Below are 14,071 nucleotides of genomic sequence, written 5' to 3'. Positions count from 1 at the left end.
GTCGGAACGAATGGTTGAAGCGAAAATAAAAAGGGGCCTTACTTACTGGAAAAACATGGTCATCGTTTTGCTGGCCACCTGTCTGCCCGCCGTACTGATCGGGAGCAGCATTTACTACGTCGGCAATGACCGCATCATCAGGGAGCTGAACGGCGCCCATCAAGCGCAGCTCAAGCAAACGATCCAGCGGTTTGACGATTATTTGTCCCATCTGGAGGTTTTCTCCGCGCAAATGGCGTTTCAGCCCGATTTCAACGAGTCGCTCAATGAAGTCGATTTCTCGCGGCAGTTCGAGAAAACGCGCGATCTGTATAAATCGCTGCAGCTCATGAAGCAGTCGAATCCGCTGATCGACACCATCACGCTTTATTTGCAGAAGACCGAGACCACAATCAGCGATATGAACGGCGTGAACCGGGTCGCAAGCGACAAGGATAAGGAAATGTATCGTTCGCTGCTCTCCGACAGCCGCAGCATTTACGTCACCGACGTCAAAGAGACGAAGGCCGTTGTCATCAGGCTTCCCAGCGACGGCAGCGCTACCCCGTTCGGCGCTTTTCTCGTCAGTCTCAACCAGAAGGTGTTGGACCGGCTGGTCGACAATTTCGCCACTGAGGATGGAACCGCTTTCCTGATGGATATGGACGGAAATTCCGTCACTTCGGACAGGGCTGCGGCGAATGCCGGCAAGCTGCCGCTCAAGGATGCGCTTAAGCGAGAGGTGCTGGCGATAGGATCGGACGGAAGCACCTTTGTTTATGCGTTCGACGGAATCAGTTATTCGGTTTCTCACGGGCAGCTCTCAAGACTGGGCAGCAAATGGATGTACGTGTCGGCCACGCCGATATCGCAAATTACGCAGCCCGTTACGGCGATGTCGAAGGCGATCATTATCGTCAGCCTGCTCGGGCTCGCCATCGCGCTCGTCATTTCCTGGTTCACCTCCAACCGGGTGTACCGGCCGATCCAGCGCCTGATGAATCTGTTCCAGCCTTCCAAGGAAGCCGTAGTTTCGCACTCGAACGAAATCGCCTATATCGAAGCGCAGTGGAAGCAGCAGCTTCTGGAGCGGCATGAGCTGCAAACGCGCATTCAACAATCGCTTCCTTCGATCCGGGAAGGGTTTTTGCAGCAGTTTTTTGAGGGGCGGTTTTACTATTTGACGGAACGGGACGTAGCGGAGAGGCTGCAGCAGTTCGAGTGGGACGTCGAGGGCAAGCAGTTCGCCTTCCTTGTCGTGAAGCTGCATCGGACGGCCAATCTGGCGGGGAAAATTACGGTGAGGGACGAGCAGCTTGTCGCCTTTGCCGCAACGAACATTATCGACGAGCTCTGTCATTCCTTGGCGCAGCATGTCCACGTATTCAACTTTCAGGATTCGTCGGTCGGGGCTATGCTTGTCATGCCGAAGGAGCTGACAGCGGAGGAACTGAAGAAGCGGATGATCCAGCTGTCCAAGGACATCTCGGGGACAATCGGCAATTTGCTGCGGCTGCAGGTCACCATCGCGCTTAGCAGAATGTCGGACAATATCATGCACACGCCGGAGCTCCTTGAAGAAGCGCGGAAAACGATCCGTTACCGCCATATGACCGAGGTGAACCAGCTGCTGGACGCGGAGGATTTCTATTCGCCTGCGGAAGAGCCGCTCGCGGCTTTTCCGTTCGAGCTGGAGAAGGAGATCATTCACGACCTGAGGATGGGTCTGGAGCGTGAGGCAGTGCTGCATGTCCGCCAGTTTATGGAATCGCTGCAGCAGCAGCTGGGCACGGAGCTGAGGGTGCAGGAAGGCATGCTGAAGCTGCTCGGCAGCATCTATGACGCGATTTGGAAATCGGGCATGAATCCGCATCAGCTGTACAAGGACAGCCATCTGTTCGAAATGCTGCTGAACATCCGGGAGCCGGACGATATGGTCGACTGGTTCCACGGCAAGGTCATTCGGCCTTACGTGAACGCCCTGTCCAAAAGCTACGATACTGGGATGAAGGAAATCGTCGATAAGCTTCTGGCGGTCCTGCAGGACGAATATTTATCGAACGTTTCGCTCGACCAGTACGCGGAACGGCTCGGCGTCAGCGTTTTCAAGCTCAGCAGGGGCTTCAAGCAGGTGACGGGGGAAAACTTCATCGACTACGTGACCCGGCTTCGTCTCGGCAAGTGTATGGAGCTGCTCCTTACGACCGATCTCAAGGTGAACGAAATTGCCGAACGGCTGCAATACAATCCCCCCTACTTCGTCCGCGTCTTCAAGAAGCATACGGGCATGACGCCGGGACAGTACCGGGAAAAGCATAAAAGCATGTAAAAACAGGAAATCGCTTCCGCACGGCGAAGTACGTTATAGAAGTCATTGCGTTTCTTGAGAACGAAACCGAAAGCGAAACCGTTCGCTTCGGCAATACCAAAAATCATCCCCGAAACAAGGTGGTAATCGCGATGGAACGTACGAACCGACCGGCAACGGAAGCCGATCTCGAATCGATTCGGCTGCTGGCCGAACGTATCAAAGCAAACGTCGGCCGCGTCATTGTCGGCAAAGAAGAAGTGATCGAGCAGCTGCTCGTCGCGCTTATCGCGTCGGGCCACGTACTGCTGGAGGATGTGCCGGGCATGGGCAAAACGATGCTCGCGAAGTCGCTCGCGCGTTCGCTCAGCGTCGCGTTTAAGCGCATACAATTTACGCCGGACCTGCTTCCGTCGGATCTTAGCGGCATTAATTTTTATAATCAAAAAACGAGCGCTTTCGAATTTCGTCCCGGACCGCTGTTCTCGAATATCGTGCTGGCGGACGAAATCAACCGCGCGACGCCGCGAACGCAGTCCAGCCTTCTGGAGTGCATGGAGGAGCGCCAGGTCAGCATCGACGGCGAAACGCATACGCTGGCCAGGCCGTTTCTCGTTATCGCCACGCAAAATCCGGTCGAGAACCAAGGCACCTTCCCGCTGCCGGAAGCGCAGCTGGACCGGTTTCTGCTGAAGGTCGGGATGGGCTACCCGACCGCAGAGCAAGGCGTCGATATTTTGCGCCGCTTCAAGGAGACGAGTCCTCAGGAGACGCTGGACCCGGTTGCGGAGGCGGCGGACATCATCGCCGCGCAGACGCATTACAGCTCGGTGCTGGTGCATGACGACCTGCTCCGCTACATCGTGGCGATCGCGGAGAAGACGCGCTCGCACCCCGACATCGCGCTGGGCGTCAGCCCCCGCGGCACGCAAGCGCTGCTCAAGGCGGCGCAGGTTGTCGCCATCCTGCGCGGCCGCAGCTTCGTTACGCCGGACGACATCAAAGCGATGGTCAAGCCGGTGCTTTCGCACCGTATCGTTGCGAACAATGCGCATCGTCTGCAGGCCGGACGGACGGAGGCGATATTGGACCAAATTTTGCGCGAAGTCGACGTTCCTACAGAGGAAGCGCTCGCTCAAGGGCGTTCGCGATGAGCATCCACTGGCTGCTGTTCGTGCTGGTGCTCGTGCTTGCGGCGCAAGCCTATTTGTACCGCAAGCGGGCGCTCGCCCGGGTCGGCTACGAGCGGTATTTCAGCGCGGAGTCGTGCTTCGAGGGCGACGAGGTGCAGCTGATCGAGCGCATTTCCAACCGGAAGCTGCTGCCCGTCCCTTGGCTGCGTCTTGAGGCGCTTATGCATATCGGCCTGCGCTTCGAGCGTCAGCATAACCTGTCCATCAACAGCGGAGAGTTTTATCAGAGCCATCAGAGCTTCTTCAGCTTGCTGCCGTATACGCAAATCGTCAGGCGGCATCAAATCCGGTGCATCCGCCGGGGCTGCTACGACTTGAGCTCGGCGACGATGACGAGCGGCGATCTGATCGGCATGAGCCCCGTCGTCAAGCGGCTTTCCTTGAACTGCCGGCTGCTCGTCTACCCGCGCCCGGTCGCGCTGGAAGCCATACCGCTGCCCTCGCACAGCTGGCTCGGCGATCTGATCGTGAAGCGCTGGATCGTCGACGATCCTTTCCTTGTCGCGGGCGTCCGCGAATACCGGTACGGCGATTCGCTCAACCGGATCAACTGGAAAGCGACGGCACGAAGCGGCGGGCTTCAGGTCAGGCAGCATGACTTTACGGCCGATCACCGGCTGATGATTTGTCTCAACATCGACAACGACGAGAAGCAGTGGGATGCGGTCACGGACCCCGAGCTGATCGAGCAAGGTATCGCCTATGCCGCCGAAATCGGCAGATATACGCTCGGGCAGGGCGTGCCGACAGGCTTCGGCTGCAATGGTTTGCTGACGGACGGCGGACAGGAGCCGGTGCGCATTGCGGCGCAAAGCGGCAATATGCAGTTGACGGCGCTGTATGAAACGATGGCGCTACTCCTGCTCGAGCGGAGCGTTACGTTCGACGATTTCCTTGCGCTCGAAGCCGAGCAAAGCGGACAAGCTACGGACTACCTGCTCATTACCGCCTACGTCGATGCCAAAATGCAGCGGCAAATCGACAAGCTGCGCGAGCTCGGACATGCGGTCGAGCTGCTGATGCTGCGCCGGGAGGAGGAAGCCAGCCATGAGGGAGCCTGATGCGGATCGCTCCGCCCTAAGCGAAAACGAAGCCGGCATAGCAGCGGCGGCCGTAACCCGCAAGGGAACGTTTAGCCGCGAGCTGCTGCTGGCCGTAGGGTACGGCGCCGTCGAGCTGCTCGTGTTTTTCCCGCTGGCGTTAGCCGCCTTCATCTATTTGTCTCCTGCGGATCTGCCGCTCGGCATATGGCTTGTGCTGCTGCTGGCGTGTTACCCGCTCGGCCGGTCGGTCGGCAGTCTGATGAAGCGGCTTCCCAAGCTCCTCGGCTTCGCCGGCACGGCGCTGGCAGGCGCGGCTCTGACTTACGCAGCCGTAACCTTGCCTGCTGGCGCCTTCGGCGGTATCGGCCCGCTTAACGTCCTGCCGGACTTGGCGCGCGCCGCCGCCGTATGGGTGATCGCCTGTTTCCTGCTGGGCCGAGGGGCCAAGCTCGTTCGCCGGTCTTGGGCCGATGTTTTTCCGTCCGTCTTGTATGCGGTAGGATTGATCGCCTATTTTCTGGCTTCCGTCGTCGCCCGTTTCGCCGAAGCATGGAAGCCTTATTCCTCCACGCTATGGTGGGTCGGCTTATGCGCGGTTCTCGTCTGCCTGTTTCTAACCAACCGCCGCCATCTGCAGGCAAGCGCCTATACGGGCGAAAACGGCAATGAATTGGCCGCCTCCGTCCGGTCGCAAAATACGATCTGGACGGTCGTCATCTTCGGCGTCGTTCTCATTGCGGCAGCGTTCACACAGATCAAGGATGCGCTGGTTTCGGCATTCAAAAGCACGGTACGGTTTATATTTTGGCTCTTCTCGCTGCTCGGCTCGGAAAGCGAACAGCCGCCTCCGGAGCCTGAGCAGTCTCCCCCGCCGCAGCAGCAGCTGCCGCCTCCCGGCGAGCCTTCCCGCTTTGCGGAGGTATTGGAGAAAATCTTTTTCATCTTCGCCTACACCTTGATAACCGCCGCGGTTATTTACGGCTTGTATCGGCTCGTAAAGTTTGCTGTTCCCCAAATCCGCCGGTTAATCCGGAAACTGATGGAACAGTGGGGATTGGGGCGGTCGGCGGACGAAGCCCGAAGCGGCTACGTGGACGAAAAGCAAAGCTTGCTCGATTGGGCCGACGTTCCCGCCGCTTGGGGAAAATCGGTTCGCGACCGGCTCTCCGCCCTGCTCGCGCGCGAACCGAAGTGGGACGATTTACGAACGAACCGGGAGCGCGTCCGCTATTTGTACAGGTTGACGGTCATGAACGCGATGAAACGCGGCTATGACTGGCAATCGAGCAGCACGCCGGCAGAGACGATGCGGGAGTTGGAACGCCGGGCGGCCGCAGCTCGTTCCGGCCCTCCGGAAGCGCAGGCGCTTTCCGCCGCATACGAAGAAGCCCGTTACGGAGAGCGGGACATTTCCGACGAGCGGGCCGCCAAGCTGCGCAAGGATGCTTTGAAATAAGCAGAGCTGGCGGGATAACCGATCTAGATCTAAAACTGTGAAATTCGTAATGACAAAATCCCTGATGACAGGTGCATGGAATGTAAAGCAATCCATAGGTTAAGATCTGATCGTGTACTTGTACGCGATCAAGTCTAAAACTAGGGATTGTTGAAGACACGGTTACGAAAGAAAACACGGATATCGTAATGGTTATGCTTGGACCGAGCGCTTAGTGGAGAAAACCTCACTGTTAATGTGGCTTTCAGCACTATTCCACCGGTAAAATGCTCGTTCTCGCCCCTTAGTGAGGCAAACGGCACTATCAATTTCGTTTGCCTCACTAATAGTTGTCTTTGCCTCATTAGCCGACCCAATCACCGGAGAATGGCAAGAATTAGTGGAATTTGGCTCACTAATAATTGCCTTTGCCTCATTATCCCGCCCGCCGAAAGCTCTTGCTCTTTCTTATCGAAACAAACACCTCTTTGCACGGTCCCGAATATACAGGAGCATAGGCATTTATCCCATGTATGCTTATTCTGTCGAACCTCGCTTGAACCCTCAGAATAGGCACAAAGGAGTGTTTCAGGTTGATCGAAAATTGTTCCCACTACTTTGCCCGCGGCAACACGGCGCGCGGAGCCCATTTCTTGTACGGCTCCGCCTTCGAGGGGCTGAATCGGATATACGTCCTCACGGGTCCCCAAGGTACGGGGAAATCCACGGTTATTCGCAGCTTGGCGGATAGCCTGCTCGCAAAAGGCCGGCATGTGCAATGCTTCCACTCCCCGCTTCGTCCCGACGAACTGGATGGCATCATAGCAACGGAATTGAAGATCGGCATTGTCGACGGGCGTGTCTGCGAGGGGGTTCCGAGTAAGGAGACTGGGGAAACCGTAACCGTCAATTTCGCGGAGGCGCTTGATAACAGCCGGATCTCATCTAAGGATTTGGAAACGATCGACGATCTTAAAGGGAACCTTATTGAGATCTATTCCAAAGCGTATGAAACGTTCTTAACGGCACTCCGGATTCATGACGAATGGGAGAAATATTACATCGAGAGCATGGATTTCATGAAGGCGGACCAGGTTACGCAGGAATTGATTCAAGACCTTTACGCCGGTCATGAGAACGATACGCCGACAGCCGGACGTCACTTGTTTTTCGGAGCGGCGACTCCGAAGGGCGCCTTCGATTTTATTCAAAGCTTAACCGCACAGCTGGAGAGGCGAATTTTCATCAAAGGAAGACCCGGCTCCGGTAAATCGACACTGCTAAAAAAGCTGGCTGCCGCTGCCGAAACGAATGGAATCGACGTTCAAGTGTATCATTGCGGCTTTGATCCGAACAGCCTGGATATGCTGATTTTTCCAGAGCTGAGTACAGCCATCTTTGATAGCACCGCCCCTCACGAATACTTCCCGGATCGGGATGGGGATGAAGTTTTGGATATGTATACGCGTACTATGGCCCCGGGTACCGATGAAGCGTTTGCTGCCGAAATAGCCGACATTAAAGAACGCTATTCCGCCAAAATGAAAGAGGCTACCGCCCATTTGGCGTCAGCCGAGGCCATCGATACTCAAATTAAGGCCATCTATACGGCGGCAACCGATTTTGCGATCGTCGAGGAACTGCGCTTGCAATTACAGTCAGAACTAAATGAACTGCTAGGCCCTTATCCGCTTACCAAATAGGCGCCTGCCAAAAGCTTATCGCACCGCGTGCAGCTCCCTGCGCGCGGTGTTGCGCTTGCCTAACGGCAGCAAGCGACATACGCGCTTTCCACACGGCGGTTTAGCTGCTCGTGTGAAAGGCAGCCCCTTTCCAACTACAGCATCATGTACCTATTTTGTGTGCTTGCTCCTGAATGGTTCAGAAAACTTGCCCTTACTGCGATGCAATTCCATTACCACTTCCCCTCGCCGGACACGCCCCAACAAGCGATAATCCGCCCGTATTCACCTGATCCCTTTGCTGTTCACTAATCCCCATCGAATTTATATGATTTATTTTCCCATACCTATTGACGATCCAACTCAACCCCCATATAATAACCCTATTATACTGCTAGGAATTACCGGGAAACTCGGCTGCATACATCTTAAGCGAACGCTTTATTTAATCAGGCGGCAAAATAAAACCGGATATATTATGGGGGGAAGATTTTCATGATTAACCGTTTATCACGCAAAGCACGCTTCACATCTCTGCTGCTGGTCGGCGCGCTGGCTGCGGCAATCGCAGGCTGCGGCACCAAATCGGAACCGGCCGATACGAAGCAAGGCGCATCGCCTTCCGCGTCCGCTTCGGCTTCACCGTCCGCTGCGCCTAAGAAAGAGACGAAAGACATCACGATCGGCTACCTGGCCGTTATGGACGATGCGCAGGCGCTGCTGGCAAAAGAAGCTCAGTTTTACGAGAAGCAAGGCTTGAAAGCGGAAATGAAGCTGTTCGGCAGCGGAACCGATTTGATTAAAGCGATCGTCGGCGGACAAGTGGACGCAGGCGTGCTCGGATTTACGAACGCAGCGACATGGGCGGCGAAAGGCGCCGATCTCAAGGTCGTCGGCGGCGCTCAAATGGGCTTTCACAGCATCCTCGTAAACAAGGACAGCGATATTAAAAGCGTAGCCGACCTGAAAGGCAAGAAGCTCGCCTCGCAAAAGCAAGGCAGCACCGCCGACGTCGTTCTGAACGGCGTTGCGCTTGCAGATGCCCAATTGACGAATAAAGACCTGCAAATGGTTTATGTAGAGCCGAACGTAGCCATCCAATCGCTGCAAGCCGGCAAAGTCGACGCGGCATTCGTTTTCGAGCCGTTCGATAAAATCGCTCAAAAGCAATTCGGCGCCAAACAAATTTATGAAATCGGCAAAGTATGGCCGTTCCCTTGCATGGTCGTTATTACTTCCGGCGACGTGCTTAGCAAGGACCGGGATAAAGTGAACCGGATGCTGGACGCCCAGAAGGAAGCGATCGAGCTGCTGCAGAAGGATTCGGCAAAAGCGGCTACCTTCATCACGAAGCACTTCATCGAAGGCGAATCGCTCGATACGCCTGACGGCAAAGTGAAGGCGGTTGACATCATTAAAGAATCGATCGACTCGCAGAAGTTCACATGGGAAATTACGGCTGACGATACGAAGCGCATGCAAGAAATCATAGACATCATGGTGAAGCAAGGCTCGATGGAAAAATCGATCAAGGTCGAAGATATTCTTGACCTCAGCTGGCAAAAAGCTAACAAATAACGGATTTCGATCCGGATCCGTCAACGGTCATCCTCGCAGCCGTCGTTTATGTGCCGCTTCCGGCTCTAGACGGCGGCGCGTGTCATTCTATGGTAAGGGAGTACAACCCCATGGGCACGAACCAGTCACCGTCCCTCAAGCCTGCCGGTAAAACCGGCTTTTCGCGTCTTCGCCGCATGTTCAAAAGCTGGCCGTTCTTCGTTGCAGTCGGCAGCCTGCTTTTGTTATGGCAAATCATTTCCTGGATTATCGGAAAAAGCTTTCTTCTCCCGAGCGTAGCGGATACGCTGCCGCGCTTGTTCAGCATTTTCAAGGATAAAGAATTTACGAGCGGCATTCTCAACAGCTTGTACTGTCTTGCCATCGGCTATCCGGTCGCCTGTCTTCTAGGCTCGCTGTTAGGCTTGCTGGGCGGCATCTCCCGCCACTTCGCGCTCTACCTGCGCAGCCTAGTCTCCATCCTGCAATCGATTCCGCCTATTACATGGGCGCCGTTCTTCATGATCCTGCTCGGCTTCGGCAATATGACCGTCATCTCGATCATTACGATCGCCAGCTTCTTCCCGATGGCGCTGTCGGTGCTGAACGGCACGGAGGGCGTCAACCGCACGCATATCGAGCTGGCCAAAACGCTCGGCGCAAGCCGCGGGCAGCTGCTCACGAAAGTGTTTGCGCCGGAATCGCTCGCCGCTTTCATGACGGGTGCTCAGGTTTCGTTCGGTAACGCCTGGCGTTCCCTTATTTCGGCCGAAATGGTCGGCGCCGCCAGCGTCGGGCTTGGACGATACTTGAGCTATCGTTCCGAAATCGCCGATATGAAGGGCGTCCTTATAAGCATCATCATTATCGGCAGCATCGCCGCCTTCATCGACCTCGTCCTGCTGGAGCGGCTGAAGCGCAAGCTGCTTCACTACCGGTACGTTTCGGGAGGGGACAAGTAATGCAGACGCTGCACCTAAATCAAGTAACCAAAAATTTCGGCGACCTTGAAGTATTGTCGAGCATCGAGCTCAAAATCGAAAAAGGCGAATTCGCCGCCATCGTCGGCCCCTCGGGCTGCGGCAAAAGCACGGCGCTGCGCATGTTCGCAGGCCTTGAAACGGCGACGACCGGACGCGTGCTCGCCGATGGGGCCGTCATTACGAAACCGGATCCGCGGAGAGTACTCATTTTTCAGGAGCACGCGCTGTATCCGTGGCGGACGGTCGAGGCGAACGTAGGATTCGGCCTGGAACTGGCAGGCGTATCCAAGAAGGAAAGAAAACCGCGTGTCGACGAAGTGCTCGAGAAGGTCGGTCTAAGCGGCTTTCAGCGCTATTACCCGCATCAGCTTTCCGGCGGCATGAAGCAGCGCGTATCGATCGCCCGCGCGCTGGTGATGAACCCCGATGTGCTGCTGCTGGACGAACCGTACGGCGCTCTTGACGCCATCACCCGTCTGACGATGCAGAACGAGCTGATCAAGCTGTGGCGCGGTACCGGCAAAACGGTGCTGCTGATCACTCACGATATCGATGAGGCGGTTTATCTTGCCGATACGATCCATGTGATGAGTCCGCGCCCCGGCCGTATCGTAGAAACGGTGCAAGCGGGCATGGCCCGTCCCCGCAACCGGAACGGAAACGAATTCGTAGCGCTGCGCCAGCGTATTATGGACGCGCTCGACATCGGCACTTATTCGATTTAATAGAGAAGCCTTGATTGCGTTTCGTTGATGCGGTCAAGGTTTTTTTCCGTTTTGCCATACATCCCTTGCCGGCATTCATGGCACATGGCTCGCATGCATGAACCGTGCTGCAAACGGGCATACCAAACCATGTATGCAAATTGTAAGGAGGCCGAAAAAAGTATGGGCAATGTGAAAGCAGCTATCGTTTATTACAGTTCCACCGGTACGAACTACGAGTTAGCGAAGGCGGCCGCGGAAGGCGTGAAAGAAGCCGGAGGCGAAGCCAAAATCGTCAAGGTTACGGAGCTCGCTCCTGCAGCCGCCATCGAATCGAATCCCGCATGGAAAGCGCACGTGGATGCGACGAAGGACGTGCCGACCGTGCAGCTTGCCGATTTGGAATGGGCCGACGCGATCATCTTCAGCACGCCTACCCGATTCGGCAACATGGCGGCCCAAATGAAGCAATTCCTCGATACGACCGGGGGCTTGTGGTTCCAGGGCAAGCTCGCCAATAAGGTCGTGTCGGCAATGACAAGCGCCAGCAACGCCCATGGCGGCCAAGAAGCGACCGTCTTGTCGCTGTATACGACGATGTACCACTGGGGGGCTATCGTTGTCGCGCCGGGATATACCGACCCGATACTGTTCCAATCCGGAGGCAATCCGTACGGAACAAGCGCGACAGTCGTAGAGAACCAGCCCATTCCCGATACGGTTCTTGCCGCCGCCAGGCATCAAGCCAAACGCGTCGTAACCGTTGCCGGTTGGGTGAAGAACGGACAAGGCTCATAATGGCATCGCCCCTGTTCAGCGGTTCGCTGCTTGAATAGGGGTTTTATTACGCTCTGGGGACCCCTGAGACTGCAGAAACGGCCAGTCAACCTGCATACGCTCGTTCTTGCCCGCACTACCATCCCCGAAATGAAATATTTCCGGCCGTCTCCCCCTCCAATTAGCCTCATGCAGCATGCGAAAAGCGCCGAAACGTGATATGATGGATTTTAGTCCCACTACATACGAACGTACCCGGAGAGGATAACATATATCGTGGCAAAGCTATATTTTCGCTACGGCACCATGAACTGCGGCAAGTCTATCGAGGTGCTGCGGACAGCCTACAATTACGAAGAACAAGGTAAAAAAGCGCTGCTCTTTACCCCGGCCATCGACGACCGTGCCGGCAGCGGAATCGTCGCATCCCGCATCGGTCTTACGAAGGAAGCGATCATTGTCGATGAATCGACCGATCTGTACGCCATCGCCGAAACGGAGCGCCCCGACTGCATATTGATCGATGAAGCGCAATTTCTAAGCCCGGAGCAAGTAGACAGACTGACGGACATCGTCGACCTGCTCGATATTCCGGTCATCGCGTACGGTCTCCGAGCCGACTTTGTAGGCAGCCTATTTGAAGGAAGCGCCAAACTTATGGCGATCGCCGACAAGATGGAAGAAATCAAAACGATCTGCTGGTACTGCTCGAAGAAAGCGGTCATGAACATGCGCCTTAAGGACGGAGTACCTGTGTTCGCAGGCGAACAGATCCAGATCGGCGGCAATGAGAGCTACTTGCCCGTGTGCCGCAAATGCTACCGGGATAAAAAACAAGCGTTCGGTACGATATGACCGGTCACATGACCATTGTCACTACCTGCCGACGATAATCATTAGGTATAGTGAGAATGAAGGTCAGGTGAACTGTTTTGAGAAAAAAGAGGGTGCTTCTTTTATCCGAGGGCTTCGGCTCCGGCCATACGCAAGCGGCCCATGCCATATCGGACGGGTTGCGCCAGCTTTCTTCCGGCATCATGACTCGCGTGATGGAGCTAGGCGCTTTTCAACATCCGACCATTGCGCCGCTTATTTTTTCCGCCTACCGCAAAACGGTGACATCGCAGCCCAAGCTCTATGGCATGCTGTACCGCCATCAATACAAAAAATCGCTTAACCGCGTCCTGCAAATGGCGCTGCATCGTATTTTTTACGCCCGGACGTCGAGCATTATCCGGCAGCTTCGCCCGGACATGATCGTATGCACACATCCGTTTCCCAACGTCGTCGTTTCCCGTCTGAAGCGTTCCGGCTTAAGCGTCCCGCTTTGCACGGTCATCACCGACTACGACGCCCATGGAACATGGATCAGCCCGTCCGTAAACCAGTATCTCGTTTCGACGGATTCGGTGAAGGCGAAGCTAATCGGCAGAGGCGTGCCTTCCCAGCAAATCGTCGTTACCGGCATTCCGATCCATCCGAATTTTTGGGAGACGGATCCGAACAAGGATGAAATCCGCGCCCGCTTCGGGCTGAAGGAAATGCCGACCGCTTTGATCATGGGTGGCGGCTGGGGCCTCATCAACAATGAGGAGCTCTTCCAACATGCCTCGAGATGGCGCGACCGGATTCAGCTTATCTTCTGTATGGGCAGCAATGAGAAAGCCCGCCAGAAGCTGGCCGAAGACGAACGCTTCAAGCATCCGAACGTGCATTTGCTTGGGTTTACGAAGGAAGTCGACAAGCTGATGGACGTCTCCGATCTGCTCATTACGAAGCCCGGCGGGATGACCTGCACCGAAGGCATGGCCAAAGGGATCCCGATGCTGTTTTACAGCCCGATCCCCGGTCAGGAGGAAGAGAACTGCCACTATTTCATTGCCAACGGCTTCGGCGAGCAGCTCGATTCGCCCCGCACCCTCGACATATGGTTTGAGCGGCTGGTCCGGGATTATCCCGATTTCGTGAGCCGGCACCGCGATTTTTTGCGGCAGCAATCGCTGAACTACAGCCCGCAGCAGTGCTCGCAGGCCATTATGGAGCTCCTGCAATAGAACATAAGCCGCCCTCATATCCGAGGGTTGGGAAACTCGCAATCGCGCATATGCCGGGGATGAATCCCCTTCTCCCCTTCGATCATAACGATGTTTCTCATAAGCGTTTGACGGCCTTGCCGTCCCTTATGGGGGCATCGTTTTTGATTATGCGCTTTCGTTCCGCCTTTCATTCCGCCGTCCGGTCCGGTTTCGTCGGCCGTTTTCATTTTCTTTGTTTCCAATTTGGCGCCTCTCTTTTTGAGCGAAAGCTTTTTTCTTGCAAAAAACATTTTTTCTTGTTGCTCCTACTTGCAAAATATGCCATAATTTGGTCAAAACCAATCGGAATAATATTGTATGCAGTATTTTGACAA

The 14,071-nt window shown here is 55.5% G+C and carries 12 protein-coding genes; 11 read left to right on the top strand and 1 reads right to left on the bottom strand.

All coding sequences use genetic code 11. The features are described from left to right. Positions 1 to 10: 10 nt before the first annotated feature. The 11 genes from DQG23_RS17375 (at position 11) to DQG23_RS17325 (ending at position 13,715) form a co-directional block, all read left to right on the top strand. Entirely contained in the window at positions 11 to 2,308 is a 2,298-nt protein-coding gene (locus DQG23_RS17375) for a helix-turn-helix domain-containing protein (protein ID WP_158560572.1), read from the top strand. Positions 2,309 to 2,439: 131 nt separating this feature from the next. Beyond that, the gene (locus DQG23_RS17370) at positions 2,440 to 3,441 is read left to right on the top strand and encodes an AAA family ATPase (protein WP_113032129.1); all 1,002 of its coding nucleotides are present in this window, start codon (positions 2,440 to 2,442) and stop codon (positions 3,439 to 3,441) included. Further along, complete coding sequence (locus DQG23_RS17365) at positions 3,438 to 4,541, top strand: DUF58 domain-containing protein (protein ID WP_113032128.1); 1,104 nt, start codon at positions 3,438 to 3,440, stop codon at positions 4,539 to 4,541. The genes DQG23_RS17370 and DQG23_RS17365 overlap by 4 nt, the downstream gene beginning before the upstream one ends. After that, positions 4,528 to 5,979 (top strand): DUF4129 domain-containing protein, encoded by a 1,452-nt coding sequence (locus tag DQG23_RS17360; RefSeq protein ID WP_113032127.1) that lies wholly within the window; start codon positions 4,528 to 4,530, stop codon positions 5,977 to 5,979. The genes DQG23_RS17365 and DQG23_RS17360 overlap by 14 nt, the downstream gene beginning before the upstream one ends. Before the next feature lie 572 nt (positions 5,980 to 6,551). Continuing rightward, positions 6,552 to 7,661 carry a PRK06851 family protein gene (locus DQG23_RS17355; protein ID WP_113032126.1) on the top strand — a complete coding sequence of 370 codons (1,110 nt, stop codon included), beginning with the start codon at positions 6,552 to 6,554 and terminating at the stop codon, positions 7,659 to 7,661. Positions 7,662 to 8,135: 474 nt separating this feature from the next. Further along, a complete protein-coding gene (locus tag DQG23_RS17350) occupies positions 8,136 to 9,218 on the top strand; it encodes an ABC transporter substrate-binding protein (RefSeq protein WP_113032125.1) in 1,083 nt (360 codons plus the stop codon). A 110-nt stretch (positions 9,219 to 9,328) separates the two neighbouring features. Continuing rightward, entirely contained in the window at positions 9,329 to 10,159 is an 831-nt protein-coding gene (locus tag DQG23_RS17345) for an ABC transporter permease (protein ID WP_113032124.1), read from the top strand. Next, positions 10,159 to 10,905, top strand: a complete 747-nt coding sequence (locus tag DQG23_RS17340; protein WP_113032123.1) for an ABC transporter ATP-binding protein — start codon at positions 10,159 to 10,161, stop codon at positions 10,903 to 10,905. The genes DQG23_RS17345 and DQG23_RS17340 overlap by 1 nt, the downstream gene beginning before the upstream one ends. A gap of 162 nt (positions 10,906 to 11,067) precedes the next feature. Next, positions 11,068 to 11,682, top strand: coding sequence for an NAD(P)H:quinone oxidoreductase (gene wrbA, locus DQG23_RS17335; protein ID WP_113032122.1), 615 nt, complete (start codon positions 11,068 to 11,070; stop codon positions 11,680 to 11,682). 255 nt (positions 11,683 to 11,937) lie between these two features. After that, positions 11,938 to 12,516, top strand: a complete 579-nt coding sequence (locus DQG23_RS17330) for a thymidine kinase (RefSeq protein WP_113032121.1) — start codon at positions 11,938 to 11,940, stop codon at positions 12,514 to 12,516. 77 nt (positions 12,517 to 12,593) lie between these two features. Beyond that, positions 12,594 to 13,715: an MGDG synthase family glycosyltransferase gene (locus tag DQG23_RS17325; RefSeq protein WP_113032120.1), complete on the top strand. Its 1,122-nt coding sequence runs from the start codon at positions 12,594 to 12,596 to the stop codon at positions 13,713 to 13,715. A 14-nt stretch (positions 13,716 to 13,729) separates the two neighbouring features. Here the strand turns inward: DQG23_RS17325 and DQG23_RS17320 are convergent, their stop codons facing one another. Continuing rightward, a complete protein-coding gene (locus DQG23_RS17320; RefSeq protein ID WP_146762327.1) occupies positions 13,730 to 13,939 on the bottom strand; it encodes a hypothetical protein in 210 nt (69 codons plus the stop codon). Positions 13,940 to 14,071 lie beyond the last annotated feature (132 nt).

Source organism: Paenibacillus contaminans, assembly GCF_003285015.1.
Taxonomy (GTDB): Bacteria; Bacillota; Bacilli; order Paenibacillales; family NBRC-103111; genus Paenibacillus_V; species Paenibacillus_V contaminans.
Note: the sequence above shows the minus strand (reverse complement) of the source record. Positions and strands in the feature narration are given on the sequence as shown.